The organism is Deinococcus psychrotolerans (assembly GCF_003860465.1).
Taxonomy (GTDB): domain Bacteria; phylum Deinococcota; class Deinococci; order Deinococcales; family Deinococcaceae; genus Deinococcus; species Deinococcus psychrotolerans.
In genome coordinates, this window is the sequence record NZ_CP034183.1 from 1,694,424 (window position 1) to 1,720,983 (window position 26,560).

The 26,560-nt window shown below is 62.5% G+C and carries 23 protein-coding genes and 3 tRNA genes; 11 read left to right on the forward strand and 15 right to left on the reverse strand.

Annotation, left to right across the window (positions count from 1 at the left end):
- Window positions 1–30: 30 nt before the first annotated feature.
- Together EHF33_RS08265 and EHF33_RS08270 are read right to left on the reverse strand one after the other, a co-directional pair.
- Window positions 31–105: transfer RNA gene (locus EHF33_RS08265), tRNA-Val, on the reverse strand.
- A 27-nt stretch (window positions 106–132) separates the two neighbouring features.
- Window positions 133–206 (reverse strand) — tRNA-Cys (locus EHF33_RS08270).
- A 161-nt stretch (window positions 207–367) separates the two neighbouring features.
- On the opposite strand from EHF33_RS08270, the gene EHF33_RS08275 reads away from it, so the two are divergent.
- The 3 genes from EHF33_RS08275 (at window position 368) to EHF33_RS08285 (ending at window position 4,702) form a co-directional block, all read left to right on the forward strand.
- Window positions 368–1,696, forward strand: a complete 1,329-nt coding sequence (locus EHF33_RS08275) for a glycogen synthase (RefSeq protein ID WP_124869936.1) — start codon at window positions 368–370, stop codon at window positions 1,694–1,696.
- 359 nt (window positions 1,697–2,055) lie between these two features.
- Window positions 2,056–2,895, forward strand: coding sequence for an RNA methyltransferase (locus EHF33_RS08280; RefSeq protein WP_420889934.1), 840 nt, complete (start codon window positions 2,056–2,058; stop codon window positions 2,893–2,895).
- 49 nt (window positions 2,896–2,944) lie between these two features.
- On the forward strand, window positions 2,945–4,702 hold the full coding sequence (locus EHF33_RS08285; protein ID WP_338135009.1) for a sensor histidine kinase: 1,758 nt from the start codon (window positions 2,945–2,947) through the stop codon (window positions 4,700–4,702).
- 439 nt (window positions 4,703–5,141) lie between these two features.
- On the opposite strand, the gene EHF33_RS08290 is transcribed toward EHF33_RS08285, so the two are convergent.
- A complete protein-coding gene (locus tag EHF33_RS08290) occupies window positions 5,142–7,436 on the reverse strand; it encodes an endonuclease MutS2 (protein WP_124869939.1) in 2,295 nt (764 codons plus the stop codon).
- A gap of 142 nt (window positions 7,437–7,578) precedes the next feature.
- Window positions 7,579–7,655, reverse strand: a tRNA-Pro gene (locus tag EHF33_RS08295).
- Window positions 7,656–7,813: 158 nt separating this feature from the next.
- Between EHF33_RS08295 and EHF33_RS08300 the strand changes: the two genes are divergently transcribed.
- The gene (locus tag EHF33_RS08300) at window positions 7,814–9,064 is read left to right on the forward strand and encodes an aminopeptidase (protein ID WP_124869942.1); all 1,251 of its coding nucleotides are present in this window, start codon (window positions 7,814–7,816) and stop codon (window positions 9,062–9,064) included.
- Between the two features lie 78 nt (window positions 9,065–9,142).
- Here EHF33_RS08300 and EHF33_RS08305 read toward each other — a convergent pair whose 3' ends face one another.
- From EHF33_RS08305 to EHF33_RS08320, 4 genes are all read right to left on the reverse strand, one after another.
- Window positions 9,143–9,604 carry a PA2169 family four-helix-bundle protein gene (locus EHF33_RS08305; RefSeq protein ID WP_124869945.1) on the reverse strand — a complete coding sequence of 154 codons (462 nt, stop codon included), beginning with the start codon at window positions 9,602–9,604 and terminating at the stop codon, window positions 9,143–9,145.
- Between the two features lie 295 nt (window positions 9,605–9,899).
- A complete protein-coding gene (locus EHF33_RS08310) occupies window positions 9,900–11,135 on the reverse strand; it encodes a cytochrome P450 (RefSeq protein ID WP_124869948.1) in 1,236 nt (411 codons plus the stop codon).
- Window positions 11,136–11,152: 17 nt separating this feature from the next.
- Window positions 11,153–12,178 carry a M42 family metallopeptidase gene (locus EHF33_RS08315; RefSeq protein WP_124869951.1) on the reverse strand — a complete coding sequence of 342 codons (1,026 nt, stop codon included), beginning with the start codon at window positions 12,176–12,178 and terminating at the stop codon, window positions 11,153–11,155.
- Window positions 12,175–12,609, reverse strand: a complete 435-nt coding sequence (locus tag EHF33_RS08320) for a cysteine hydrolase family protein (protein WP_124869954.1) — start codon at window positions 12,607–12,609, stop codon at window positions 12,175–12,177. The genes EHF33_RS08315 and EHF33_RS08320 overlap by 4 nt, the downstream gene beginning before the upstream one ends.
- Window positions 12,610–12,702: 93 nt before the next feature.
- Here EHF33_RS08320 and EHF33_RS08325 point away from each other — a divergent pair, with 93 nt between their 5' ends.
- The 6 genes from EHF33_RS08325 (at window position 12,703) to EHF33_RS08350 (ending at window position 18,332) form a co-directional block, all read left to right on the forward strand.
- Window positions 12,703–13,473 carry a HesA/MoeB/ThiF family protein gene (locus EHF33_RS08325; RefSeq protein WP_124869956.1) on the forward strand — a complete coding sequence of 257 codons (771 nt, stop codon included), beginning with the start codon at window positions 12,703–12,705 and terminating at the stop codon, window positions 13,471–13,473.
- 212 nt (window positions 13,474–13,685) lie between these two features.
- Window positions 13,686–14,048: an HU family DNA-binding protein gene (locus tag EHF33_RS08330; RefSeq protein ID WP_124869959.1), complete on the forward strand. Its 363-nt coding sequence runs from the start codon at window positions 13,686–13,688 to the stop codon at window positions 14,046–14,048.
- Window positions 14,049–14,381: 333 nt separating this feature from the next.
- A complete protein-coding gene (locus tag EHF33_RS08335) occupies window positions 14,382–15,314 on the forward strand; it encodes a glycine betaine ABC transporter substrate-binding protein (protein WP_404825750.1) in 933 nt (310 codons plus the stop codon).
- Between the two features lie 76 nt (window positions 15,315–15,390).
- The gene (locus EHF33_RS08340; protein ID WP_338135010.1) at window positions 15,391–16,569 is read left to right on the forward strand and encodes an ABC transporter permease; all 1,179 of its coding nucleotides are present in this window, start codon (window positions 15,391–15,393) and stop codon (window positions 16,567–16,569) included.
- Window positions 16,570–16,626: 57 nt separating this feature from the next.
- A complete protein-coding gene (locus tag EHF33_RS08345; RefSeq protein WP_124869961.1) occupies window positions 16,627–17,598 on the forward strand; it encodes an ABC transporter ATP-binding protein in 972 nt (323 codons plus the stop codon).
- Window positions 17,595–18,332 (forward strand): ABC transporter permease, encoded by a 738-nt coding sequence (locus EHF33_RS08350; protein ID WP_241191101.1) that lies wholly within the window; start codon window positions 17,595–17,597, stop codon window positions 18,330–18,332. The genes EHF33_RS08345 and EHF33_RS08350 overlap by 4 nt, the downstream gene beginning before the upstream one ends.
- Before the next feature lie 108 nt (window positions 18,333–18,440).
- Here EHF33_RS08350 and EHF33_RS08355 read toward each other — a convergent pair whose 3' ends face one another.
- Window positions 18,441–18,806, reverse strand: a complete 366-nt coding sequence (locus tag EHF33_RS08355) for a hypothetical protein (RefSeq protein ID WP_124869964.1) — start codon at window positions 18,804–18,806, stop codon at window positions 18,441–18,443.
- A gap of 84 nt (window positions 18,807–18,890) precedes the next feature.
- Here EHF33_RS08355 and EHF33_RS08360 point away from each other — a divergent pair, with 84 nt between their 5' ends.
- Window positions 18,891–19,124, forward strand: a complete 234-nt coding sequence (locus EHF33_RS08360) for a VF530 family protein (RefSeq protein ID WP_124869967.1) — start codon at window positions 18,891–18,893, stop codon at window positions 19,122–19,124.
- Window positions 19,125–19,188: 64 nt separating this feature from the next.
- On the opposite strand, the gene EHF33_RS08365 is transcribed toward EHF33_RS08360, so the two are convergent.
- The 6 genes from EHF33_RS08365 to EHF33_RS08390 form a co-directional block, all read right to left on the reverse strand.
- On the reverse strand, window positions 19,189–19,425 hold the full coding sequence (locus EHF33_RS08365) for a ferredoxin (protein ID WP_124869970.1): 237 nt from the start codon (window positions 19,423–19,425) through the stop codon (window positions 19,189–19,191).
- Window positions 19,426–19,489: 64 nt separating this feature from the next.
- Entirely contained in the window at window positions 19,490–20,272 is a 783-nt protein-coding gene (locus tag EHF33_RS08370; RefSeq protein WP_124869972.1) for an NTP transferase domain-containing protein, read from the reverse strand.
- A 368-nt stretch (window positions 20,273–20,640) separates the two neighbouring features.
- A complete protein-coding gene (locus tag EHF33_RS08375; RefSeq protein WP_241191102.1) occupies window positions 20,641–21,030 on the reverse strand; it encodes a YkvA family protein in 390 nt (129 codons plus the stop codon).
- A gap of 24 nt (window positions 21,031–21,054) precedes the next feature.
- Window positions 21,055–22,002, reverse strand: coding sequence for a phosphotransferase enzyme family protein (locus tag EHF33_RS08380; RefSeq protein ID WP_124869975.1), 948 nt, complete (start codon window positions 22,000–22,002; stop codon window positions 21,055–21,057).
- A gap of 117 nt (window positions 22,003–22,119) precedes the next feature.
- Window positions 22,120–23,406, reverse strand: a complete 1,287-nt coding sequence (odhB, locus tag EHF33_RS08385; RefSeq protein WP_124869978.1) for a 2-oxoglutarate dehydrogenase complex dihydrolipoyllysine-residue succinyltransferase — start codon at window positions 23,404–23,406, stop codon at window positions 22,120–22,122.
- 118 nt (window positions 23,407–23,524) lie between these two features.
- Window positions 23,525–26,377 (reverse strand): 2-oxoglutarate dehydrogenase E1 component, encoded by a 2,853-nt coding sequence (locus tag EHF33_RS08390; RefSeq protein ID WP_124869982.1) that lies wholly within the window; start codon window positions 26,375–26,377, stop codon window positions 23,525–23,527.
- Between the last annotated feature and the right edge of the window lie 183 nt (window positions 26,378–26,560).

Consider the following 26,560-nt stretch of genomic DNA (forward strand, 5'->3'; position numbering starts at 1 on the left):
AAGAAAAACGCCCTCTAGGAGCGCTTTGATTGGTAGACCCGAGCAGATTTGAACTGCTGACCCCTACAGTGTCAATGTAGTGCTCTACCCCTGAGCTACGGATCTAAACCTAAAAGAGGGGGCACAGAAGTTTGGAGGCGCTGACCGGATTTGAACCGGTGGTGGAGGTTTTGCAGACCTCTGCCTTACCACTTGGCTACAGCGCCGCCGTGTGGGGCAGGGCGCATGGCCCGTTTCTCCCAGCGGCATGAATACTAGCAAGAAAAGCGTGAGCTGTCAAAACCTATGGGCGCTTTCTCGCTGCCACCCCTCCACGCCGCCTAGCTGATGTTCCAAAGCGGCGCGGCGAGCGGGGTAGCATACCTTTATGCATATCCTTCACGTGGCCTCTGAGGCTTACCCATTTTCCCGAACCGGCGGACTGGCCGATGTGATGGCTGCCCTGCCCGCCGAACTCGCCCGCATGGGCCACCAAGCCAGCGTGCTGTCACCCTGGTACGCCGACATCGTCGGCACGCCCCACGAGATCTGGCGCGGCGGCAATGTGCGGCTGGGCGAAATCAATGAGGGCGGCGTGCGCTTTTTGTTTTTGGAAACGCCCGCTTTCAAGCGCCCCGGCATCTACCACAACAACGATGTCGAGCGCTTTTCGGCGTGGGGACGCTTGGCCTTACCGGTTCTGGCCGCAGCGGGCATCCGCTTTGATGTGCTGCACGGCCACGACTGGGCTGCCGGACTGGTGGTGGCCCACGCCAAATTGCGCCACATGCCCAGCGTCTTTACCATCCACAATTTGCAGTATCAAGGCCGCTGGAACATCAAAGACAGCTTCGGCTGGACGGGCCTGCCCGAATGGACCGAGACGCCCGAGGGCGTTGAATTTTACGGCGACCTCAACCTGATGAAAGCGGGACTGGTCTACGCCGGGCACGTCACCACCGTCAGCCCGACCTACGCCAAAGAAATTACCACCCCCGAATTTGGTGAGGGCCTAGAAGGCGTGCTGCAAGACCGGTTGGCCGAGGGCAAGCTCTCCGGCGTCATCAACGGCCTCGATCAGGAACGCTGGAACCCGCGCACCGACGGCCACGTCTTGCCCTACGGCACGGTGGCCGCCAAAGAAGCCAACATCGCCGCCCTCAGGGAAGAGTTTCACCTCGACGAAGCCCCAATCTTGAGCTGCGTCTCACGCCTGGCCACCCAAAAAGGCCTCGACATTTTGCTCTCGGCCATGCCGGAGATCGTCAAAAAGTGGAATCTGGTGCTGCTGGGCAGCGGCGATACTCAACTCGAAACCGCATTTTCGGTGTGGGCGCAAAGTTCGCCCCGCGTGCGGCACGTCAAAGGCATGAACGAAAGCCTGTCACACCGCCTGTACGCCGGGGCGCACGCCTTTGCCATGCCCAGCCGCTTCGAGCCGTGCGGGCTGTCGCAGATGATCGCCCTGCGCTACGGCACTCCCCCGGTTGCCCGCCGCACCGGAGGGCTTGCTGACACCGTACCGGGGGACATCGGCTTTTTGTTTGACGACCCCACCCCCGCCGCCTTTCTGGAAGCGCTGGGCCGGGCCGAGGCCGCTGTCAGCAAGCCCAAAATCTGGAACGCCCGCGCCAAACGCGGCTTGCCATTAGACTTTTCGTGGAAGGGGCCAGCCAAGCGCTACTTGGAGATTTACCAGCAGGTGGCGGCGGAGTAGGGCGGAGATGGGAGAGCAACTGCTGGCGCTCACTCACCCCCTCTCTGCGAGCCGTGTCAGTCCCAACCTCCCCCATCAAATGGGAGCGACCAAAGAACCTGAAACGAATACCGCCTTCCAGCTCGCCCAGTATGGGCAGGTCTTTTGCACAGCGCCCACAACCTGACCTCCCCACAGTTTGGAATGTCGGCGCAAGCGGCCTGCCTGAATGCTGGAAGCTCCATGCCGAGCGCAGCGACCTGCTCCCCCTGCCCGCTGGGGGTGGGGAAGCCAAAGCGGAAACCAAAAGCCAAAGCGTGAAGATAGCCTTCCAGCCCAGTTTGAAAAGACCCATTCCAATGGAATCCCAAAGCGCTACCATGCCCAGCGTGACTGTGCCCAACTTGAACCTTGCCGTCGTCCTGGTCTCTCCCAAAACTTCAGGCAATGTCGGCGCGGCGGCGCGGGCGATGCTCAACATGGGAGCCAGCGATCTCAGAATTGTCGCGCCCCGCTGCGATTACAAAGACTCGGCCAGCCGGGCGATGGCTGTCCACGCCGCCTCCCTGCTCGACAGCGCCAAAATCTACGCCACCCTCAAAGAAGCGGTGGCCGAGTGTGATCTGGTGGTGGGTACCAGTGCCCGCATCCGCGCCGACCTCGCCCCGCCGCAACACCCGGCCCAAGTCCGGCCTCTGGTGCTGGCCGCACAGTCGGCGGCTTTGGTGTTCGGGCCGGAGGAATCGGGCCTGAACAATGCCGACCTCGAACTTTGCCGCGTCACGATGTTGGTGCCGACAGCGGCTTACGCCAGCCTCAACCTCGCCCAAGCGGTGCTGCTGACCTGCTACGAGTTTTTGCAGGCCGAGCGTCCCAGAGTGGCTGGCCCCACCACACTCACGGAGGAGGACACTCCACTAGCGTTTCCAAGCCGCAAAACGGCGCTGAGCAGCGAGATGGAAGGGCTGTACAGCCACCTCCGAGAAGTGATGATGCTCACCGGCTATACCGACGCGGTGCGGGCGCGGCACACTTTGCGGCTCTGGCGGGTGGCGCTTGACCGGGGCGCGTTGAGCTCAGCGGAAGTGCGGCTGGCCCGTGGACTGCTGCGGCAAGTTCAGTGGAAAGTCGGGCGCGTTCAGGCCGAGGGAGCCGAGCCAGAAGAAGTGCAAGACGCGCCCACCGAGCCGCAAACAGAAACTCCACAAAGTTCATCCTGAACGCGCCCCGGCTACGGTCAAGGCGAGTGGGCCGCTGTAGAGTCGGGGGGTGAGCGTGCCTCCCTCTGCCCCCGAATACCTTGCCAGCGGTTTAGAAACTGCCGAGCACACACCGCTGTCGCGCACGGTGCTGCTGACCCGCAACCTGATGCCGCTCTTGATCGTGCTGGTGGTGGTGACTTACGAGGAGTGGTTTATTCCGCTGGGCGACGCCAACTTTGGCCGCTTGGCACACCTGGCGTTTTACGGCCTCGCCGGGCCGCTGGTCACCTTTTTTACCATTCAGTGGATCGCCGAGGGTGTGCAGGCCCGCGAACAAGCCGAGGGCGAGCTGCGCGGCCTGTACGCCGAGCTCAGCGCCTCGCACCAGCGCATGAGCGCTCTGCAACACCTGATGCGCGAGGTCTCCGAACCTGCCGACCTCGAAAGCTTACTGGACGTGGCGGTGCGCGGCACTCAGGCAGCCACCGGCGCGGTGTCGGTGCAGGCCAAACTGCGCGGCAACGTTCAAGACGAGCAGGGCGTGGCGAGCCGCAGCGCTCAGGAAGGACTGAGCCGCCAACTCGGTGAAGGGGGGCGCTACCTCGTCAACGAAACCCTGCGGGTCAGCGGCGAGCACTTGGGCGAACTGACCCTGAGCTTTGACACCCCGCCCAGCAGCGACACCCGCGAACTGATTTCGGCGATCAGTTCGGAATTGGGCAGCGCGGTGGTCAGCACCCAGCGGCGTACCCGCGATTTGATTACCCTGTTTGAAGTCGATCAGTCGATCCGCGCCGAGCGCAATATGCAGCGCTTACTGGCCCGCGTCACCGGCACCATCGCCGGACGGGTACAGGCCAGCGCCCGCGCCGCGTTTCTGACGGATCAAGACGGCGTGCTGCGGCTCGAATATGCCCGTGACCCGAGCGGCGTCATCCGCAGCGGCGGCCCGCTCCCCGATTTCGTGCGGCGGGTGGCCGAGGGTGGGCAGCCAGGTGTAGCCAGCCCCGCAGAGGCGGCCGAGATGTTTCCCGGTGTGAAGGCGGCGCTGGGCCTGCCCCTGCACGCCGAAGACGGCCTAGTGGGCGTGATCGTGCTGGGCGGTGACGGCCTCGAGCAGGAGCGCACGCCGCTGCTGGCGCTGCTGGCTTCACAGGCGACGTTGGCAGTTAGAAATGCCCGCGCTTACCTCTACTCGGAAGAGCTGGCCATCGGTGAGGAGCGCAACCGCATCGCCCGCGAAATTCACGACGGAGTGGCGCAGTCGCTGGCATTTTGCGCCATCAAGCTGGACGTGGTGGGCCGCCAGATCAGCAGCAACCCCGCTCAGGCGCTGCTGGGCGTGCAGGAAGCCGGAGCGCTGCTGCGCGAGCAGATTCGGGAGGTGCGGCGCAGCATATTCGCGCTGCGGCCCATCGACTTAGAACGCTACGGCTTACTCGAAACGGTGCGGCGCTATGTGCTGGATTTTGGCGAACAGCACCGCGTCAAAGTGCAGCTCGACATTCAAGGTGACATTCACCTCGCACCCGGCGACGAGGCCGTGATTTTCCGCATTTTGCAGGAGAGTCTCAACAACGTCGCCAAGCACGCCAAAGCCGCCAACGTGGTGGTCAGTTTGATCGGCAACCACAGCGTCCGGCTGACCGTGGAAGACGACGGACAGGGCTTTGACTTCTCGCAGGTTTCAGGACGGGTCAGCAGCGCGGGCGGCTTGGGCCTGACCCAGATGCGCGAACGGGTCGAAACGCGCGGCGGTCAGTACCGAGTAGAAAGCGGCGAAGGACGCGGCACCAAGATCGAGGCACGGCTGCCGCAGGCTTAGAGCGGCAGGTGAGAAGGCATTCACGTTTCACCCCCTCTGCTTCGCAGCTCTACGAGTCCCAGCCTCCCCGCTCAAGCGGAAGAGGCAAAAACCTGAAACGAATACCACTTTCCAGCTCTGCTGGCTGGGCGACCCGTTGACCACAGTGCCCACAACTTGACCGCTCCACAGTCTGGAATGTTGGCGCAAGTGGCCTACCGGAATACCGGAAGCTCCATGCCGAGCGCAGCGACTCGCTCCCTCGCCCCACTGGGGCGGGGGCTGGGGGGTGGGGCAGCAGAAGCGAACGCTGAACGCTTAGGCTATTGGCACCGTCCAGCCTCTATTGATAACGACTTAAATCTGAGTTGCCCGCTTTGGGCATGCCCCGTGCTGGACATACTCCTCCATGTCTACGTTGGCTGAAAGCAACCTGAATCTTTGCCTGTATCAATAGTACTCACACCTTCAAATTGACAATCGTGACGCCGTGCCCGCCCTGATTCGGCTCGGCGTCGTGAAAACTCTCCACCCGCTTGTCGGCCTTGAGGAAATCGCGGATTAAGCGGCGAAGAACGCCCTGTCCCTTGCCGTGAACCACCCGCAAGGGCGTTTCGCGCAGCGCCGCCGCCTCGCCGATGGTGCTGCGAAGCTCCTCGATGGCTTCCTCGACGTGCTGGCCGCGCAGTTGCAATTCAGTCTGGAAGTTACTGGGCGTGCGGCCACTAAAGCTGCGGGCAAGAATCGCCGGGTTGATTTCTTCTTTGAGGCGCACATCGCGGCGGCGCACATTGACTTTCATCACGCCGAGCTGCACCACCAGTTCGTCGCCGCGCACTTCCATCACCTGCCCTGCCGCGCCGTAAGCCGGAACGTTGACGCTGCTGCCGACTTTCAGCGGATCGCCCTTCGGCTCGGGGGGCTGGCTTTGCTGGGGGCGCTCTTGCTGCGAAGCACGGCGCAAATCGCGCAGTTCCTGCATCACGCGGGGACGGGCCGACTCGTCACGGGCGCGGGCACGCAGGCCCCGCACCTGTTCGAGCGCTTGCGAATACGCCGCCTCAGCTTTTTGCGAGGCCTCGGCCAGCAATTCACCCCGGCGCGTCTCGATGTCCTGGCGCTGGCTGTGCATCCGGTCACGCTCGATCACCGCTTCACGGCGGGCCGTTTTGGCGACCTCAAGTTCCTGTGAAAGCTGGCGACGCTCGACTTCCAGATTCTCCAGCAGGCGCTCCAGTAAGCCGCCTTCCGGCCCCAGGATGGTTTCGGCGCGGGTCATCACGTTGCCGGGAATGCCCATGCGGCGGGCAATCGAGAGCGCGTAGCTGCGCCCCGGCTGTCCCACCTGAAGCTGATAGGTCGGCGCGAGCGCTTCCAGATCAAAGCCCATGCTGGCATTTTTGAGACCGGGCGTCTCCAAGGCGAACAGCTTGAGCGGCGCGAGGTGCGAGGTGATCACGCCCCGCGTGTCCTGGGTCAGCAGTTGCTCGATCATGGCCTGGGCCAGCGCCGCGCCCTCGGCGGGGTCGGTTCCGCTGCCCAGCTCGTCGATCAGGATCAGGGTACTGGGCGAGGCATATTTGAGCACGTAACGCAGGTGCTGCAAGTGAGCCGCAAACGTGGACAGGCTCTCTTCCAGACTCTGCTCGTCTCCCACGTCCACCAGCACGTCGTCCACGACAGCGAGGCGGGCGCGGCTGGCGGCCACGTACATGCCGGATTGGTGCATCAGCACGGCCAGGCCCAGCGTTTTGAGGGTGGCGGTCTTGCCGCCCATGTTGGGGCCGGTGATCAGCAGCAAGTTGGTGCCGTTCTCGCCCAGGCTCAGGTCGTTCGGCACCGGATTTTCGATCAGGGGGTGTCGGGCTTCCTGCATGGCGTAGACGGCCTGGGGCGCAATTTCGGGCCGGTTCAGCCGCCAGTCGCGGGCCAGGGCTGCCTTAGCTGCGATCAAGTCCAGCTCGCCAATCGTTACGATGGTCAGGGCAATTTCGCTGTCGGAGGCCACCAAGCCGCTGAGTTCGGTGAGGATGCGGCGCACCTCAGCTTCCTCGTCGAGCAGCAGGCGGGTCAGTTCGTTGTTGAGCGGAGTGACGCTGGCCGGTTCGACAAAGTAGGTCTGCCCGGTGGCCGAGGCGTCCACGATAATGCCCTGCACCTGCCCAACGCGGCTGGCCTGCACCGGCAGCACGTAGCGGTCACGGCGGATGGTGATCAGGTTATCTTGCAGCACGTCGGCCCATTTTTCGAGACTGTTGGTTAATCTCTCGCGGATGCGGGTTCGCAGCGGCTCGACTTTGCGCCGGATCTCACGCAGCTTGTGCGAGGCGTCGTCGCGCACCTGACCGTCGCGGTCTAGGCTTTCGAGCACCCGGCGCACCAGCAGGCTGTGTTCGCCGAGCAGGTTGGCCAGCCGCAGCAGCGGCCCCCGCGAGTTGCTGGTGATGCTGCGGCGCACCGACATGGCGGCATCTAAGGCGTAAGCGACTTCGAGCAACTCCGAGCCGGACAGCACCCGGCCTTCGTTGGCCCGCTCGCGCAGTTCGCGCACGTCGCCGATACCGCCCAGAGACAAGGCAACACCGAACAGGGCGTCTTCGAGTTCGTCGAGTTCGCGCTTGATCTGCGTCTGGTCGGAGACTGGACAAAGGCGCTGGGCCAGCTCTACGCCCATGCGGGTGGCGGCCCGCTCGCTGAGGGCGGCGCGGACGCGGGGATAATCTAAGGTTTCTAGGGCGTGGGCATCAAACGGCACGCCCCTCAGTATAAAGGCGGGCGCGGGCGTGAGTGTGCGCCGGATGGCTTAGTGAGTGAAGGCACCAATTGAAGATCCATACGGTTCAAGCCAAATCCGTCAAACACAAAAAAACTCCCCCCTTTCAGAGGAAGTTCCGTGCTGGTCGAGGCGACAAGATTTGAACTTGCGACCCCTACCACCCCAAGGTAGTGCGCTACCAAGCTGCGCTACGCCTCGTCAAACCAGCGACGGGCAGTGTAGCGGAGTTTGGGAGCCGGGTCAAGCGGCCCCGTTTTCAATCTGCCTTCAGCCTTACTGGGAGGCCATTGAGCGATACTTCAAACTGAAGGCGGGCTGGGGGTACGCTGCCCCCAAAGCGGCGTATGCTGCCGAGCATGACCCAACCAAATTCGAGTGAACTGAGCTTCGAGCAAAAACTTCAGAATTACGCTGACCTCGCCGTGCAGGTGGGACTGGGCCTGAGCGCAGGCCAGCGGGTGCTGGTGCAGTCGCCAGTGGACAGTGCGCCCCTGGCCCGCGCCATCGTCAGAAGCGCTTATAAGGCCGGAGCCAGCTTTGCCGACGTGCGCTGGGACGACGACGACGTTCAAAAAGCCCGCTTTGAACTCGCCCCAGAAGATAGCTTTGGTGAAATCAGCAAGTGGCGGGTGGACGCCGAGCTGGAAACCGCCAACGCGGGCGGCGCAGTGATCGCCATTCGGGCCACCAATCCCAACTTGCACGCGGGGGCAAATCCTGTAAACCTCGCCACCCATCAGCGGGCCTTGTCTACTTACCGCAAACCGTACAGCCTGCAGGTCATGACCAACCAGCTCAACTGGAACCTGATCACCGCGCCGCTGCCGGAAAGCGCCCAGCTGATCTTTCCCGAAGCCAGCCCCGAAGAAGCTGTCCAGCTGTACTGGGACGCCATCTTCAAAGCCACCCGCGCCGATCAAGCTGACCCGGTGGGCGCATGGAAAGAGCACTTGGGCAAGCTGCACGCCCGCAAGCAAATCCTGACCGATAAGCAATACGCGGCGCTGCACTTCAAGGGGGGAGAAACCGACTTGACAGTGGGCCTCGCCGATGACCACATCTGGGGCGGCGGCACCAGTTTCACGCCCAGCGGCACCGAATTTACTGCCAACATGCCCACCGAAGAAGTCTGGACGGCCCCGCACCGCCTGCGCACCGAGGGCACGGTGGTCAGCACCAAACCGCTGAGCTACAACGGCGTGCTGCTGTCGGGCATTCGCGTCCACTTTGAAGGCGGGCGGGTGGTGGAAGCCAGCGCCGAGAGCGGGCAAGACGTGCTCCGGCAACTCATCGACACCGACGAGGGCAGCCACCGCCTCGGGGAAGTCGCTTTGGTGCCGAATTCCTCACCGATCAGCCAGAGCGGCTTGTTTTTCTATAACACCCTTTACGACGAAAACGCCGCCTCACACATCGCCATCGGCAGTGCCTACCGCTTTAACATCGAGGGCGGCGTGGAAAACAGCGACACCTTTGACGCCAAGGGCGGGAACGACTCGCTGCTGCACGTCGACTGGATGATCGGCAGCCCGGAGATGAACGTGGACGGGATTACCAAAGATGGCAGCCGCGAACCCGTGATGCGGGCGGGCGAGTTCGTCATCTGATTTGTTTGAGTCAATAAAAAGCGCCGCGCCCCAATCAGGAGACGCGGCGTTTTGTTGTTTATTTGAGAAGCTGTAAAATCAGCTCTTGGCTTCGTACTGCTGCTTGAGAGCCTTCAGCTCGGCGTCGCTGGACTGAATCTGGGCGTACTGGCCTTCGACGAGCGAGCGCACTTCGCTGGGTAGCTCGGTTTCTTTGAGCACGTCTTGGTAGTTGCTGATGGCCGCGTCCTCACCGCGCACGGTTTCGGCAATCACCGAAGTGTCGTCCTTGCCGGTCACGGCGTCACGCACGTTGATCCAGGTGCGGTGAAGCGCGGCGACCACGCTGCCGCCCGACTTGGGCTTTTCACCGCCCTGCATCAGGTGGGTTTCGATGGCGCTGATCATCTCGGAGCGCTGAGCACTGCGGGTCTGAAACAGTTGCTTGAGGCTGGCATCGTGGGCATGTTCGGCGGCTTCATTAAAGCCCTTTTCGCCGTCGCGCAGCGTGCCGAGGAGGTATTGCAGTTTATCGTTCACTTGATCGGTGGTCATGGTCATGGTGGATTCTCCTTGCGCCGCATCTGATCTGGCGACGGGCGCTTTACCCTTCCATTGTTGGGGCCTGAGCCTTCGCCCACCTGAGAAAGACGGGCCGGGGCGTTCAACTGACCCTGAGCCAGCACTGAGCAAGTGATCAGAAAGTGAGGTGCGGCTGTGTGCGGCGCTGCAATGCCTTCCGTGAAAGAATTGCGGACACCCGCAAAGCGCGGCACACTGGCCTCAGTACAGAAGAACGTCAAATTCTGCAAGCTGGGCCGGGAGCGCGAGTCGTTTACTTTTCCGACCTCAATCCCTAAAGCTCCACCATCAGCTTGCTCAAGCCGCGCAGCACGATGTTGGGGCGGTATTGCGGCTTGTCTTCCAGCACGCGCATCTGCGGGTAGCGGGCCAGTTCACCGAACACCACCCGCGTTTCCAAGCGGGCGAGGCTCGCGCCGAGGCAGTAGTGCGGCCCGCTGGCAAAGGCCAGATGCCGCCCCGCGTTGGCCCGCGTCAAATCGATACGGTCAGGGTCAGTGAAGGTGCGAGAATCGCGGTTGGCGGCGGCCAACAGCAGCATGGTGTGGGTTCCGGCAGGGTAGCTCTGCCCAGCGATCTCCAGCGGCGCTCCCAGCACGCGGCCCGTCAGTTGCACCGGGCTGGTAAAGCGCAGCAGCTCATCAGCTTGGGTGTTGGTGAGTTCCGGTAGAGCGGCCAACTCGGCCCACGCGCCTTCTTGCTGGAGCAGCGCCAGCACGCCGCGCCCGATCAGGTTGCTGGTGGTTTCGTGCCCAGCGGCCAGCAGCAGCACCGCGTTGGCCAGCAGTTCGTCGCTGCTCAGGCGGCCTTCCTCATCTTCGGCGGCGGCGAGGGCGCTCAGGAGGCCCGGTTGCGGCTTGGCACGGAGGTCGTCAGCAAGGCTGCGGAAGTAGGAGCGCATCTCGCGGGCGTCTGCCTCGATGCGGGCCAGCAGTTCGGGGGTGGTGTCGATGCCGCCCAGCAGCTCGGCCACGCTCTGCGTCCAGATGCGAAACTGCTGCTCGTCGTCTTTGGACAAGCCCAGCATTCCGGCGATGACCGCCACCGGCAGCGGCACGGCCAGCTTGTCGACGAGGTCAAACGGAGCGCCCTGATGCGCCGCCAAAATCTCGCGCACCAGACCGCGCACCAGTTCTTCCTGCTCAGCCACCACTCGGGGCGTAAAGGCAGCGCTCACCAAGCCGCGCAGACGGGCGTGCGAGGGGCCGTTGTGAAAGAGCATCATTGGCCTGAGCAGTTGCATGGCCTCGCTGACCTGGCCTTGGGCAGCAGCGTTGGCTTCCACCGCCATCAGTTGCCCCGAGAGCGCAGCGGGCGAGCGCAGCACCGCAGAGACTTCCTCGTGGCCGAAAATCGCCACCGCGTTCCATTCCGGTATCGGCACGACCTCGCCGTGACTGCGGGCACGTTCGTAAAGTGGGTAAGGGTCGCGCAACGCCGCCCGCGAATACACGGCTTGCACGTCGGCGAGGGCGGGCCGCAGCTCAGGTTGAACTTCAGGACTGGTCATGTCCTCTAGCCTAGTCCTTAGGCATGACAGTACGCCAAGACCAGCGCCACAGTCGCCTCCAGCGCGTCCAGGTGGGTGCGCTCATAGGCGTGGCTGGCATCCACGCCGGGGCCGATCAGCGCGGCGGGCAGGTCGTGTCCGGCTCCCCAGGCCGCGCTGGCGTCCGAGGAGTAGTACGGGTAAATGTCCATCTTGAGGTCAATGCCTGCACTCTGAGCCGCCCGGCGCAGGCGGTTGCCGAGCGCGTGATCATAAGGGCCGCTGCTGTCTTTGACACACAGCGTCACGTGGTGTTCGCTGCTCGTCTGCCCGCGCCCGACCGCCGCCATATCCAGCGCGATCACTTCGCTGGCCTCGCCAAAGCCCGGAGCCGCTCCGTGCCCGACTTCCTCGTAGGTGGTGATAAAGCAGCCCACCGTCATCGGCGCGGGGGTTTTGAGAAGTTGCCGGGTCACCTCCAGCAAAATGGCCACGCTGGCTTTGTTGTCGATGTGACGGCTCTTGAGGTAGCCCGCCGGTGTCAGCACGGCGCGGGGCTCAAAGCTGACGAAATCGCCCACCTCCAAGCCCAGAGCGCGGGTGTCTTCGCGGCTGAAGGTGAGGGCGTCCAGCCGCACTTCCAAGTTATCGCCGCTGCGGCGCAGTTCGCGCAGTTGCGGAGCAAACACGTGAAAGCTCTGGAAGTCGTTGACCACCGTGCCGGTGACGCTGACACCGTGTTGGCCGTGAACCGTCACGTACTCGCCCTCGATGCTGGCCCAGTCGTAGCCGCCGAGCTGGGTCAGGCGCAGCCGCCCATTGGGTAAAACCGCTTTGACCATCGCGCCGAGGGTATCCGCGTGGGCGCTGAGGGCCAGATGCCCCGCGCCGGAGTCCGCACCGGGCAGCGTCCAAGACAGTCCACCTTTGCGGCTGCGGCGCGTTTCTACGCCGAGCGCCCTCACTTCCGCTTCAATCAAACTCACGGCTTGCTCGGTCATGCCCGTCGGGCTGGGGGTATTGAGTAATTGAAGCAAGAAATCGCTGAGCTCATTGCTCATCATTGACCTTCCTCTGGCCAGCGGCTCACCGCAAAGCCTGCTTGCTGCGCTCCTTGCTGGGTGGCTTCTTCGGCGGCGCTGCCCGGCAATGCCAGCACGCTCAGGCGGCTCACGCCCCGGCTGCGGAGTTCGAGAATCAAGGGACTGCCTGTAAAGGCGTCGTCGTTCTCCACCCTCAGCAGCACGTCGCGCTCCTCCACGCGGAAATCGGGGTGCAGCGTCCAGCCGCGTGTCAGCGGTTCGTGGTCGCTGCCCACTGCTCCGTCGCGCTGCAAAAACACCACCAGCACGCCGCCCGCGCGGGCCTGCGTCACGGCCCTGCGCCAAATCCCCAAGCGGGCGTCGGCGGCGCGGGGATCGGCGTCTTCGAGCGCTTGGTGGTCGCCGCGCTGCGCGTCGAGAACGAGAAGGGCTTGGGCGATTTGATCACTCATCACCTCATCATCATACGGGCCTGATCTTTCAAATTCCCTCTACCGTTCAAGCAGCACAGTAAAGCGCCGGTGCCAAGCGCCAGACTACTCAGCATGACTGCGCCGCCCTCTCCTCTCCCGGTTTCTGGCAGTGACCCGGCCCCCAATGCACTGACCCGCACCGAACTGCGGCGCTACGGACGTCAACTGTTGCTGCCCGAATTTGCCAGCCAGCAAGAACACCTCAAAGCCGCCCACGTGCTGGTCATCGGCGCGGGTGGGCTGGGCTGCCCCGTTATCGCTTACCTGGCGGGCGCGGGCGTGGGCGCGTTGCGGATCTCCGACGGCGACACGGTGGGGCTGAGCAACTTGCAGCGCCAAACACTCTTTACCACCTTAGATGTGGGCAAAAGCAAAGCCCAGCTTGCCGCCGCCCGCGCCCAGCAAGTCAATCCGTATGTCAGGGTCGAAAGCTGCGACGCACTGAGCCAAGACAATGCCCCCGCACTCCTGAGCGGCATTGATCTGGTCATCGACGCCAGCGACAATTTCGTCACCCGCTACCTCGTCCACGACTTGTGTACCGCCGCCGGACTGCCGTGGGTCTGGGGCGCAGCGGGCGGCTTAGAAGGCATGGTCAGCGTCTTTGACCCCACTTTTGGGCTGCGCCAGGTCTTTCCCACCCCAGACGGAGCCGAGTCCTGCGACGAGATCGGGGTGATGGGGCCGCTGCTGGGTGTGATCGGCGGCGTGATGGCCATGGAAGCCCTCAAGGTGCTGACCGGGCAACCGGACACCCTTGTCAATCGGCTGTGGACATACGACGCCCTGAGCGCCCGTGTGCGGGTGGTGCGCTTGACGGCCGCAATTTCATCCCAGACATAAATTAACTCTTTTTACATAATTTACTCACTATAAAAGGCCGTCCGGAACGCTGTTTTTCCGATTTTAGCAGCGTTTCGTCCTCTCAGGAACAGCGCCCAAGAACGCTCAAGACGCTGCTAGAGGGCTTCGGGGACGTTCACAAACTTCCAAATGTGTGTTAGTGTCTGTTCCGAGCCGACAACCTGCTCAAACTTCACTTTTGGAGGTCTTCCATGGCTAAAAGTACCAAAGCGGCGGCCAAACCTGCGCCCGCTGCCAAAGCAGCACCAGCACCTGTTAAGGCTGCTGCCGAGACCAGCGAAAAGATTGCCAAGACCCAGATCATCGATATGGTCGCTGACCGCACCAGCCTCAACAAAAAGCAGGCCGGCGAGTCCGTGGCCGTCATGCTCGATGTCGTGGTCGAAGCCCTCAAAGAAGGCAAGAGCGTCGGTTTACCCGGCCTCGGCACCTTCAGCGTGGCCAAAACCGCCGCCCGTCAAGGCGTGCGCCCCGGCACCAGCGAGAAGATCACCATTCCCGCCGGTAAAAAGGTGCGCTTTAAAGTCGCCAGCACCCTCAAGGGCAACCTCTAACAAGAGCGCCCACCCACTTAAGCCGCCGCTTTGCCTGTTGAGGAAGCGGCGGCTTTTTGCATAGAGAGGCCGCCACAAAAGTCCAACAGACAAATGAAGCAGAGAGCGCACTCATTTAACTTTTATGCATTCCTTTGAGATTCTTATGCTGAAGCTAAGCAGAATTGAGCAACATGGCGTTCCAGTCGGGAGTAAAGTGGTTTTGTCGTCAATCAGGCACAGCCCACAACTTAAAGATAAGTCACACAACGGGCACGCCACAGGCTGTATAAAGTCAGCCTTCCTGCTCCTTTACGAGCTGAAGTGTGCAGTCCCTGATTTGGAGGTTTCCCCATGAAGATTCAAGCTTCTCAGCGTAAATTGATCGGCAGTGTTTTGGTTCTTTCGCTCTCTGGCCTGCTCAGCAGCGCCGCCGCCAAACCTATCGTGGTCGGCGGAAAACTCGACCCCGAAGCGCAGATTTTGGGCCAGATCATCTACCTGACCCTCAAAAATGCGGGCCTCGAGGTCACCGACAAAACTGCCCTCGGCGATACCGGCGTCAACCGCAAGGCCATCATGGCCGGTGAAATCGACGTGTATCCCGAGTACACCGGCAACGCTGTCTACCTGTTTCCCGACGCCAAAATCGGTTCCAAGCAGGCTGGCAACTCCGGCACCATTTACAACCTCGCCAAAAAGCTGGACGCCAAAAACGGCGTCACCTGGCTCAAGCCCGCCAAAGTCAACAACACCTGGGTGATTGCCGTGCCGCAAAAGCTGGCCGCCGACAACAAAATGAAGAGCGTGGCCGATCTCGCCCGCTACCTCAAAGGCGGCGGCAGCTTCAAGATCGCCGGCAGCCCCGAATACTTTAACCGCCCCGACACCATGCCGATGTTTGAAAGCGTCTACGGCTTCAAGCTCAGCGCCGATCAAAAGCTGGTGCTGGCCGGAGCCACTCCGCCCCAGGCCCAGCAAGCGGCGTCCAGCGGCACCAACGGCGTGAACGCGGCGATGGCCTACGGCACCGACGGCACCCTCAGCGCCCTGAATTTGGTGGCCCTGACCGATCCCAAGGGCGCTCAGGCGGTCTACCAGCCCGCGCCCACCATCCGCACGGACATCCTCAAAGCCAATCCGCAAATTGCCGACATTCTCAACAAAGCTTTTGCCAGCATTGACCAGCCCACTTTGCAAAAGCTCAACGGCGAAGTGGCCCTGCAAGGCCGCAGCGCTCAGGACGTGGCCAGCGCTTATCTCAAATCCAAGAACTTAATTAAGTAATGAAACTCGATCTGAAGTTGATCGCCCGCGTCTACACGGAGTTAATCCGTTGAACGCCGGGCCTTCAGCAGGGGCAGTGGGAGAGCGCGTCTCCCCTGCCCCTTCGTCTGTCCTTGGGCTGCCAGCCGATCTGACGGCGGCGCTGTGGCTGGCAGCCGTGCCGATGCTGGCGGCGTGCTGGCTGCCGTGGGTCTTGCTGCGCCCCAACCGTTTGGCGGCGGGCGAGGCGCTGCACTTGCCTGCGCTGGACATTGTCGTGGGCCTGGTGCTGGCGCTGGCCGTGCCCTTGGCAGGCCGATTCTTGCCGAGGGCTGTACCCCTGTTGGCCAGCCTCGCACTCGGTGTGGGCGCGTGGTGGTTGGGGTCGCGCACGGGTGCGGCGCTCAGCGGCCAGGCCGAGTTTGCGCGGGCCAGCGCCAGCAGCGGTTTGTGGCTGTGGCTGCTCGGAGCGGGCATTTCGGTGTACGCCGCCAGATTGGTGGGGAGATGGATGGGCGGCGCGGGGCTGCTTTTGGCGTGGCTGTGGCTGCCCGCCGTGCTGGTGATGGCGCTCGCCGGACATTTTGCCAGTTGGTCGGTGGTGGCCGAATACACCGTGCAGCACAACCGCTTTTTACAGGAACTCGGGCGGCACCTGTATTTGATTTTGGTGGCGCTGGGCCTGGCCACCCTGATCGGCGCTCCGCTGGCCGTCTGGGCCTCGCGCAGTGTCCGGGTGTCGGGCGTGGTGCTGGGCTTGGCGGGCGGCGTGCAAACCGTGCCGAGTTTGGCGCTGCTGGGCCTGTTGATTGCGCCGCTCTCAGCGCTGGCCAACGCCGTGCCCGCGCTGAGAAGTCTGGGCATCAGCGGCATCGGGCTGGCCCCGGCGCTGACCGCCATGACCTTGTACGCGCTGCTGCCGGTTCTGCGTAACGGCGTGGTGTCTCTGCGCGGCGTGCTGCCGGGGGTGCTCGACGCGGCACGCGGCATGGGCATGACCGACAATCAGCGCTTTTGGCGCGTGCAACTGCCGCTGGCGCTGCCGGTGTGGCTCAGCGGCATTCGGCAAGCCGCCGTGATGCTGGTCGGTGTGGCGAGCGTGGCGCAGCTGATCGGCGCGGGCGGGCTGGGCTACTTTATTTTCAGCGGCCTGCAAAGTGGAGCCGCCGATCTCATCTTGCTCGGTGCACTGCCCGCCGCCCTGCTGGCCATCGTGCTGGACACTGGCCTGCGCGGGCTGGAAACGTTTTTGGGGCAGCGGCTGGGGCGGGCGTGAAGGAGATACATACAGGCGTGTCCGCTTCAACCCTCACGCCCGCCCGCATGGAGAACCATGATTGAACTGCAACATCTGGAAAAGCGCTACGACGACCCCCTGACCGGCCAGCCCTTTTACGCCGTCAAAGACCTCAGCATCGTCTTTCCGAGTGGCGAGATCACGGCGCTGCTGGGGCCGTCGGGCTGCGGCAAGACCACCACGCTGCGGATGATCAACCGCCTGATTGAGCCGACGGCGGGCAAGATCTTGCTGGAAGGCCAAGACGCCATGAGCCTGAAGCCCGAAGTGCTACGCCGCCGCATCGGCTACGTCATTCAGCAAATTGGCCTGTTTCCACACCTGAGCGTCGCTCAGAACGTGGCCACCGTGCCGGACTTACTGGGACAGCCCAAAGCCCAGACTGCCGCCAAAGTCAGGGAACTGCTGGCACTGGTGGGTCTGGAGCCGGGCCAGTTTGCCGACAAGCGCCCCAGCGAGCTGTCGGGCGGGCAGCAGCAGCGGGTGGGTGTGGCGCGGGCATTGGCCGCCGACCCGCCTGTAATGCTGATGGACGAGCCGTTCGGGGCGCTCGACCCACTGGCCCGAGACAAGCTCCAAGAAGCCTTCCGCGAGATTCAGCACAACCTCAAAAAGACCATCGTGATGGTGACGCACGACATTGACGAAGCGCTCAAACTCGGTGACAAGGTGGCGCTGCTGAACACCGGATCGCTGGCGCAGTTCGGCACCCCCGACGACTTGGTGCGCCGCCCCAACAGCGACTTCGTGAGGCAATTTCTGGGCGACGACGCGCTGCTGCGCCAACTGGCCGGCGTGCGGGCCGGAACACTGGCCCGCGCAGGCGACGGCACCGGCCTGCCGCAGGTCAGCGCCCAGCTCGACGCCCGCAGCGCCCTGAGCGTGATGCTACGCGAGCGGGCCGAAGCGGTGGCCGTCACCGGCGAGGACGGCCAGATCAGCGGCGTGCTGTCGTTTCATGATCTGGAGCAAACTGCCCCGCGAGCCCAGCTTTCGGAGCGGGCGTGACCCTGGCCGCCCCCGGTTCGCGGCGGCCCCTGCGCTCCATCTGGCCGGTTTTCATCTGGCCCGCCTTGCTGCTGATCTGCCTGATTCCGGGTCTGCTCAACCGCGCCGTGTCCTCGCTGTCAGCGGGGCAAGTGCCGGTACTCGATACCCCGCTGTGGAAACTGACCCTCTGGCACCTCGGCTTGGTGCTGAGTGCCGAGGCGGTGGTGCTGCTGATCGGTGTGCCGCTGGCGGTGGCCGTGACCCGTCCGGGCCGCGCCTCGCTGATGCGGCTGGCCGAAGCGCTGACCGGCCTCGGCCAAACCGTGCCGACGCTGGCGATCTTGGCGCTGGCAGTTCCGGCGCTGGGCTTCGGGATCAAGCCAACTTTGCTGGGCCTGCTGCTCTACGGTCTGGTTCCGGTGGTGTCCAATGCCATTGCCGGACTGCTGGCCGTGGACAAACCCACGCTGGACGCCGCACGCGGCATGGGTATGACTGACTCTCAGCGGCTGATGCGGGTCGAATTGCCGCTGAGCTTGCCGATTTTGCTGGCGGGCGTGCGGACATCCACTGTCTACAACGTCGGCACCGCCACCATCGGCGCGGCGCTGGGCGCGAGCGGGCTGGGCACCCCGATTATTGAAGGGCTGTCGCAGCAAAACACGGGCTTGGTGGTGATCGGAGCGCTCTTGGCGGCGTTGTTGGCGCTGAGCTTGGACGGCCTGCTGGGACTGGTGGCCGCCGAGGCGTGAGACTCCTTCACAACAGAGGAATGACCGACGCCAGATGTCCATGCCCCGCACTCAAGCGGAGCATGGACACTTTACTTTCGGCGCTGCTGGGCAATCCAGGAACTGAACTCAGCGGCGCAGGCGGCGAGTAGGAATCAGCCGCCTAAAGGCCAGCCCCACGAACAGTATGGGCAGCCAGAAATGATTCAGCGAAAACGGGAAGATGATGCTCAGGCCGATGACAGCGGGAATGCAAACGCCGAACAGAGCGCCGTACATGCTTCTGGGCAAATAGCCGAGCCTCAGCATCAAATTGATGGCCTGCCCCAGCACGGCGGCCAGCGGAATGAGCAGATAAATACCGCCTGCCCTGTCACCCAAGCTGTCATCAACCGTGAAAGCCACTGCCAGAACCAGAAACACCAGCGCCCCTGAAAGGCCGGGGACAAAGTTTTGTGGACGCCCGCTGGGCTGGCTGGAGAGTGATTCGTTCATGCCCAGAGCTTACGCCCGCTCCTGTGCGCCGGGCAGTGCCGAGTGTCAACCCACGCGGGTGACAGGTATCATACACTCAGGGCCATGACCAACCCGAATCCCCTCCACGGCGTTACGCTGGAGCACATTGTCACGCGGCTCGCAGATTACTACGGCTGGGAAGAACTGGGGCGGCGCGTCAGTATCCGCTGCTTTCAGGACAACCCCAGCGTGGGCAGCAGCCTCAAGTTCTTGCGCAAAACCCCCTGGGCCAGAACCAAAGTAGAAGAGCTGTATTTGTACATGATCAGAAAGCACCGATTGACTTTTGAGGAGTGAGGAAGAGTGAGCAAAAAAAGCGCCCATCCCAAATCTCGGATGAGCGCTTCTTTGATGGGTTTTCTTACAGCCCGAAAAACTCGTGGTTCTTGGCGATGAAGGCGGTTTCGCCGTCCGGCACGTCTTCTTCGGGGAAAATGGCGCTGACGGGGCAAGCCGGGACGCACGCGCCGCAGTCGATGCACTCGTCGGGGTGAATCAGGTACTGGTCGCCGCCGTCGTAGATGCACTCCACGGGGCAGACTTCGGTGCAGGCTTGGTCTTTGACACCGATGCAGGGGCTGGTGATGATATGGGTCATGTCTGCCATATTGCCCGATTGGGCGCAGCTTGGCAAGGGCCAAAGCCCACAACCCCGCGCTGGCTTAAGCCTTGCCCCCACCCAGGCGTTTCTCAGCCAGCGCCAAGTCGCCTTCTTTATCCACGTCAGTGCCGACAGCGGCGTGCGGCGTAATCAGCGCCCGCGCCTGCACCCCCAAAATCTGACTGACCCGCGCTTCCAGTTCGCTGATGCGGAGTTGGCCCAGCAGCATCTTGAACAGAAAAGCGGGGCCGACGATGCCCGCCAGCTTGAGCGGCTGCTTGCGGGCGTCGAGCACTGCTCGAAGGCGCGGCAAAAATTTGCCGATCAGGGCCGGGTCAAGGAGAAACAGGTTGCCGCCGGTAAAGGTGCCGTCTTTGAGCCGGGCATAAGTGCGTTTCACGTCCGGATACGCGGCCTCGCAGACTTCCTTCCTGACCACCGGATAGACCAACCCCGAATCGGGGGCGCTTTCCAGTACGTCCCGCACTTGCTGGCCAGTGAGCATGGGAATGTCTGCCGTGACCACCAACACGCGGCGCTGCGGAGCATTGCCGGGTTCGCGCAGGGCGGCCACGCCCGCTTCCAAGTTGGCGATCAAGGTGCCTCTGTCGGTCACGCGCACGTTGACCAGTTCAGCCATCTCGCCCGCCAACGGCCCCACGTAAGCGATGCGGGCGACTCGGCCTGATTCCTGCAGCGCCCGCAAAACCCACTCCCCCATTGGACGGCCCGCGACTTCAATGAGGGGTTTGACGTCTACTTCGTGCGCGGCGGCAAAAGCGTCGCCGGGATCGCCTCCGCCAAGAACAACGGCGTTCCAGCTCACATTTTGCTGACCAGTCATGAAACGCAGGGTAGCACTGGGAGCGGGAAGCGGTGGGTTCTTGGCCGGACAGAGGCAACGAGTCCAAAATGAGACGAAACGCCGATGAGCTGAAGCAGTTCCTGACAAGTATTTGATTGCTTGAGTTCTTGCATAAGCCGCCTCGACCTGACCACTTACGAGGAGAGCAGAGGAGCGAAAAGTGCGTCTGAGACACCGAATTTTGAGTCGATTCAATGTAACTCAAAGCTCAAAGGCATGAAGTTGACTTTCGGCGCATATCGCGCTATAGTTTCCCTATCAATCAAACGCAAGCAGCCGCCCGCGAAGGCGGATTTTTTATTGCCATTTTTCTCGAATCTCAACACCAACAATCGACCAGCCGTGAGCTAGTTTCTAGCCAGCACCCACGCTAAGCCGTAGAACAGTGCCACCACTCCCAGCACAGCGCCAAGGACGTAAGGCCAGATACGAGGCAGCCGGTTCACTTTGCCTCTGGCCTGATACAGCACTGGCGCGGGCAAGTTACGTGCAGCGAAGGCCAGCACCGCCGGAACGATCAGCAGGTCATCGGTGACGCCCAGCACCGGAATACCATCGGGAATCAGGTCAATCGGGCTGATGGCGTAGAGCAGGGCCAGCGCCGCGATCAGTTTGGCTTGGCCACCAGTGCGCTTGTCGGTCAGCGAGAGCAGCAGCGCCAGCGCGTCTCGCCACACGGCGCGGAAACGGCCCAGCGGGGATAGGGAGCGGCGGGCGGTCAGGCGAGGTTGGTTCACGGGGATAGATACGGGGAGAAGGGTTTAGGAGTTCCCGAAATCTCGCAATTTGGAGATCAGGTTAGGCACCCAGCGCAATTTGTCTTGCCGCTTCGGGCCTTCGGGCAATCCGTACACCCAGGCCAGAAACGCCAGGCCCGTCGCCACCCCAAAGACTTCCACCTCGGTCAGCGGCCCGGTGTATGGGGCAGCGGCCTGCTGGTAAGCGGCATAAAAGGCCTCGACGTACTGCTCACCTCCGGGATAATCCATCAGTTCGCCTGCCGTGAGCGCCAAGTCAAAGGCGAAATAACCCGGCGCAGCCTCAGCAAAGTCAATCACGCCCAGCCCGAGCGGGCCGCTGATGAGGTTGCCAAAATGCAAGTCAGCGTGAATCAGGCCGAATTGTTCGGGCGTCTCAGCCAACCGCGCTAAAGCCGCTTTCAAAGCGCTGACGGCAGGTATGAGCGCCTGGTGGTGTTCCCCCAGATCGCGTGGGGCTTGCCGCGCCCACCACGAATTTGGGCCGTAAAAGCGCTCGGCGTCCCAGCGCTGGCCCGTGTAGTGTTGCCACAATTGGGGATGGTGCCGGGCGTGTTGGTGGAGCTGCGCTGTGAGGTGGCCGAGCTGCTTTGCGAGCGGTATTCCCATCTGCCGGCTGGCCCGCTCGCCTTCAATCCAGTTTGACAGCACGCAGGCCCGCGCCGCTGTTTCGTGGGGCGGTGTCCAGTACGTGATCAGGCAGCCATCCACATTGTGCAGCGGCAAGGGAATATTCAGCTCCGTATCGCGGGCCAAAGCGCTCAGCCACGCCAATTCCAGTTTTAGCCGTGTCTCATCACTGTCAGCCGTGAGGACGCGCAAGCTGTAGCGTTGGCCCACCGTTTCGACTTTCATCACCAGATCACCGACGTGTTGCAAGACGCTGATTTGGGCATGTAACAGACCGTAGAGGGCCATAAGTGGGGCGAGATCAAAGGGCGGCGCAGTCATGCAGGCAGGATAGAGCGCGGCGCTGAGCGGCAACTTGAGCCAAATAGCGTACCCCAAAACATCCACAAAAAAGCCGCCAACCCCTACTCAGCAGTTGGCGGCTTTAACTCCTCAAAACTACAAATCCAGCAGCATCCGGGCCGGGTCTTCCAGCAAGTTCTTGATCAGCACCAAGAACTGCACCGCTTCTTTGCCGTCAATGATCCGGTGATCGTAGCTGAGGGCCAGATACATCATCGGGGCGATTACCACTTGGCCATTTTGGGCAATCGGGCGCTCGATGATGTTGTGCATTCCCAAAATGGCGCTCTGCGGCTGGTTGATGATCGGGGTACTCATCATGCTGCCAAACGTCCCGCCGTTGGTGATGCTAAACGTTCCGCCTGACATGTCGTCCATCGTCAGCTTGCCGGCTTTGGCTTTGGCGGCAAAAGCAGCGATGGCTTTTTCGATGTCGGCGAGGTTCATGGCGTCGGTGTCGCGCAAGATCGGCACGACCAAGCCGCGCTCAGAGGCCACCGCGATGCCCAGATCGTAAAAGCCGTGATAGATGATGTCTTTACCGTCGATGCTGGCGTTGACGTTGGGGAAGGCCCTCAGCGCTTCGGTGGCGGCCCGCACAAACAAGCTCATAAAGCCGAGTTTGACGCCGTGCTTGGCCACAAACTGATCCTGGTACTTTTTACGCAGATCCATGCTCGGCTGCATGTTGACTTCGTTAAAGGTGGTCAGGATGGCGGCGGTGTTCTGGACTTCCTTGAGGCGCTCGGCGATGCGCTGGCGAATGCGGGTCATCGGCACGCGCTGCTCGGCGCGGGGGCCACTGGGAACAGGCGCGGAAGCAGCAGGCGCTTTGGCTTCGCTGACCCGTGCCGAAGCGGGTTCAGCCGCAGACTGCGGGCCTTGGTCGGTGCCGCCGCCCTGCGATGCTAGCGCAGCGTCTTGCTTGGTGATGTTGCCTTTGGGGCCGGTGCCCTGAATCTGCGCGGCGTCCAGATTGTTCTCCGCCACGATTTTGCGGACAGCGGGCGGCAAAGTGCCGGTGCCGCCGAGCGTTCCAGCCACTTGCCCACTCGGTTGGCTATCGGGTTGGCTGGCGGTGCCACCCGCGCTCGTTTCACCGGCAATCGGGCCGGACTCAGGGTCGGCGGCAGGCGCAGGAGCCGACCCCGCTTCGCCCAGCACGCCCAAGACTTCCTCACTCAGCACGGTGTCGCCTTCTTGCTTGGCAATACTCTCCAGCACGCCGTCTTGCAGGGCAGTGACTTCCAGCACCACTTTGTCGGTTTCGATTTCGGCCAGAATATCGCCGCGTGTCACCGCGTCGCCGGGCTTTTTGCTCCACGAAAGCAGGGTGCCCTCGCTGACGGATTCGGAAAAAACGGGAACTTTGATCTCGGGCATGAAAACTCCTTGGGTAAGTCGGGGCGGGTTCTGAAGGCGGCGCGAAGCCATGATACGTCAGCAAACCAGCGCTCAGCCCCCGCATTCATAGGGTGAAGACTGAGCGGCGGCGTAAGCCTTACGACTGCGGCGTGGCTTCTTTTTTGGGACGGCTCTGCTCGACTTCGACCTGAGCGCCGAGAGCGTCCCGAATCAGTTGGGCCTGCTGCTTGTCGTGCATCTGCTTGTACCCCACCGCCGTGCTGGCGCTGCGGGAGCGTCCGGCGTAGGTCAGGGTCTGGCCGGGTTGCAGGGCGGCGTCCAAGTCGTCACGGAGCATCAGCCACGCGCCCTGATTTTGTGGTTCTTCCTGCGCCCAGATCACGTCCGCGCCGGGGTATTTCTCAAGTTCTTGCGCCAGCAGCTTGCCGGGGAAAGGGTAGAGCTGCTCGAGTCGGATAAGCGCCACGTCGAGCGGCTGACCATCGTCCTCGGCCTTCTGACGGGTTTCGGTCAGCTCCCAGTGCAGCTTGCCGCTGCTGATGACCACCCGGCGGGCGGCAGGCTTGCTGGTGTCCCCGATGACTTCATAGAATTTGCCGTCGGTGAAGTCAGAAAGCGGCGACATGGCGGCTTTGTTGCGCAGGAGGCTCTTGGGCGACATGATAATCAGCGGCTTGCGGTAAGCCCGGATCATCTGGCGGCGCAGCAAGTGGAAAATCTGTGAAGCGCTGCTGGGCACCACCACCTGCATGTTTTTCTGGGCGCACAGCTGGAGATAGCGCTCCAAGCGGGCCGAGCTGTGTTCGGGGCCTTGACCTTCGTAGCCGTGCGGCAGCAGCAGGGTCAGGGCCGAGAGCCGCTGCCATTTGCTTTCGCCGGCACTGACAAACTGATCGATGACCGCTTGTGCGCCGTTGGCAAAGTCGCCGAACTGGGCTTCCCAGATCACCAGGCTTTCGGGAGCACTGGTCGAGTAGCCGTATTCGAAGGCCAGCACCGCTTCTTCCGAGAGGGTGGAGTCAATAACTTCGATGCGGCAAGTGGTGCCGGGCAAATGCGCCAGCGGCATGTATTCTTCGTTTTGGGTGTCGGTGGCCGACTGGTCGTGCAGCACGGCGTGGCGATGCACGAAGGTGCCGCGCCCAGCGTCCTGGCCGTCCAAGCGGATGTCGAAGCCGTCTTCCAAGAGGGTGGCGTAGGCCAGAGTTTCGCCCATGCCCCAGTCCACCGGCTGCTCACCGAGGCTCATCTCACGGCGGTTTTTGAGCACGCGCTCCACCGCGCGGTGAGGCACGAAGCCTTCTGGCACACTGCTCAGCGATTCGCCCAGCTTGGCAATCCGCTCAGCGCTGACCTGCGTTTCGGCGTCGTCCGTCCAATGGGTGCCGAGGTGACGGCCCCAATTGATCGCCAGCTTGCTCTGCTCCTCGTTGGCGACTTCGGTGACCACCGACGCGCCCGCGTCGAGCTTGTCGCGGAAGTTGGTGATCATGTCGGCTTCCTCACCCGCTCTGAGCACGCCTTCTTTTTCCAAGATTTTGGCGTACAGGGCGCGGGTACCGGGGTGCGTCTTGATTTCGCGGTACATGATCGGCTGGGTCATGGTCGGATCGTCGCCTTCGTTGTGGCCGTGCCGCCTAAAGCAGATCAAATCGACGAACACGTCTTTGCCGAACTCCTGACGGTAAGCCAGTGCCAGCTCACCGGCGTACACCACCGCTTCGGGGTCGTCGCCGTTGACGTGCATCACCGGCGCGTTGGCGATTTTGGCGATGTCGGTGCAGTAGCGGCTGCTGCGGGTATCGCGCGGATCGGAGATGGTGAAGCCGATCTGGTTGTTGATGACGATCCGAACCGCGCCGCCAGTGGAAAACCCACGCAGGCGAGAGAGGTTGAGCGTTTCCATGACCACGCCCTGCCCGGCCACCGCCGCGTCGCCGTGAATGGTGATTGGCAAGACCTGCTTGCGCTCGGTGTCGTCGCGGTGATCTTGGCGGGCGCGGACGCTGCCGTGAACGACTGGCGAGACAATTTCGAGGTGCGAGGGGTTAAAGGCCAGCGCGAGGTGCATCGGGCCGCCGTTGGTTCGCACGTCACTGGAAAAGCCCATGTGGTACTTCACGTCACCGGCCACGTCGGGGTCATCCGAGAGGACTTTTTTACCTTCGAATTCGTCGAAGAGGTCGGCGGGTTTTTTACCGAAAATATTGACCAAAACGTTGAGGCGGCCACGGTGGGCCATACCGATGACCGTTTCCTTGATGCCCAGAAGGCCGCTGCCCTGAATCAGAGCGTCCATCAGCGGAATAAAGGCTTCGCCGCCTTCCAGCGAAAACCGTTTCTGGCCCACGTAGCGCTGATGGAGGTATTTTTCTAAACCCTCGGCGGCGTTGAGCTTGTCGTAGATGCGCTTTTTTTGCTCGGTGGTGTAGCTGCCCCGCCCCTTGGAGGCTTCGATACGCTGCTGAAACCACTCGCGCTCGGCGGAAGGCAGGTAGGAAAACTCAAAGCCAATTGGGCCGCAGTAACTTTGCTCGAGCTGATCGATGACGCCCTGCAAGCTGCCGCTGAAGTGGCCTTCCTTGACCGGCGTCATCAAATCTTGGGCGCTGAGGTTGTAATACTCCGGCGTCAGTTCCGGCACGACGGCGGGCGGGCGAATGGTCAGCGGGTTTTTGGAAGCGCTGATGTGGCCGTAGACGCGGTAAGCGCTGATCAGTGCGCCCGCCGCTTGCTGGGCCGCGCTGAGATTCTCGCCGCCGCTTTCGGTGGGTGCCGCGCCCGCTCTTAAGCGGTTGCGGCCCAAGTCATAGAAACGCTGCTGAATTTCGGTGTGGGCGGTTTCACGTATCCCGCCGCGCACATCGTCAAAATAACTGCGCCAGTCGCTATCCACGCTGGCCGGGTCGGTGAGGTAAGCCTCGTACAGCGCTTCCACAAAAGCCGCGTTGCCGCCGTACATCACTGTCGCATGTTGGGAGTCGTCCATAAGCGTCCTCCAGCATACCCCGCCCCGGCCTGGCGAATGCCTGACGATCCTCTCATTTGGCGTCAGTTCGGAGCGGCAGGCAGCAGGAGTACGCCGGACGTGAAAAACGTCTTCAAAGTCTTGCGAGAGAGGCGCTCTCTCCTTTCACTTCCCCTCTCAAGCGGGAAGGTTAAAAAACAGCAA

Bases quoted from the DNA above. Each gene is read 5' to 3' on its own strand.
- EHF33_RS08275 (WP_124869936.1), top strand. From the start codon at position 368: ATGCATATCCTTCACGTGGCCTCTGAGGCTTACCCATTTTCCCGAACC.
- EHF33_RS08280 (WP_420889934.1), top strand. From the start codon at position 2,056: ATGCCCAGCGTGACTGTGCCCAACTTGAACCTTGCCGTCGTCCTGGTC.
- EHF33_RS08300 (WP_124869942.1), top strand. From the start codon at position 7,814: ATGACCCAACCAAATTCGAGTGAACTGAGCTTCGAGCAAAAACTTCAG.
- EHF33_RS08305 (WP_124869945.1), bottom strand. From the start codon at position 9,604: ATGACCATGACCACCGATCAAGTGAACGATAAACTGCAATACCTCCTC.
- EHF33_RS08310 (WP_124869948.1), bottom strand. From the start codon at position 11,135: ATGACCAGTCCTGAAGTTCAACCTGAGCTGCGGCCCGCCCTCGCCGAC.
- EHF33_RS08315 (WP_124869951.1), bottom strand. From the start codon at position 12,178: ATGATGAGCAATGAGCTCAGCGATTTCTTGCTTCAATTACTCAATACC.
- EHF33_RS08320 (WP_124869954.1), bottom strand. From the start codon at position 12,609: ATGAGTGATCAAATCGCCCAAGCCCTTCTCGTTCTCGACGCGCAGCGC.
- EHF33_RS08325 (WP_124869956.1), top strand. From the start codon at position 12,703: ATGACTGCGCCGCCCTCTCCTCTCCCGGTTTCTGGCAGTGACCCGGCC.
- EHF33_RS08330 (WP_124869959.1), top strand. From the start codon at position 13,686: ATGGCTAAAAGTACCAAAGCGGCGGCCAAACCTGCGCCCGCTGCCAAA.
- EHF33_RS08335 (WP_404825750.1), top strand. From the start codon at position 14,382: ATGAAGATTCAAGCTTCTCAGCGTAAATTGATCGGCAGTGTTTTGGTT.
- EHF33_RS08345 (WP_124869961.1), top strand. From the start codon at position 16,627: ATGATTGAACTGCAACATCTGGAAAAGCGCTACGACGACCCCCTGACC.
- EHF33_RS08355 (WP_124869964.1), bottom strand. From the start codon at position 18,806: ATGAACGAATCACTCTCCAGCCAGCCCAGCGGGCGTCCACAAAACTTT.
- EHF33_RS08360 (WP_124869967.1), top strand. From the start codon at position 18,891: ATGACCAACCCGAATCCCCTCCACGGCGTTACGCTGGAGCACATTGTC.
- EHF33_RS08365 (WP_124869970.1), bottom strand. From the start codon at position 19,425: ATGACCCATATCATCACCAGCCCCTGCATCGGTGTCAAAGACCAAGCC.
- EHF33_RS08370 (WP_124869972.1), bottom strand. From the start codon at position 20,272: ATGACTGGTCAGCAAAATGTGAGCTGGAACGCCGTTGTTCTTGGCGGA.
- EHF33_RS08380 (WP_124869975.1), bottom strand. From the start codon at position 22,002: ATGACTGCGCCGCCCTTTGATCTCGCCCCACTTATGGCCCTCTACGGT.
- odhB (WP_124869978.1), bottom strand. From the start codon at position 23,406: ATGCCCGAGATCAAAGTTCCCGTTTTTTCCGAATCCGTCAGCGAGGGC.
- EHF33_RS08390 (WP_124869982.1), bottom strand. From the start codon at position 26,377: ATGGACGACTCCCAACATGCGACAGTGATGTACGGCGGCAACGCGGCT.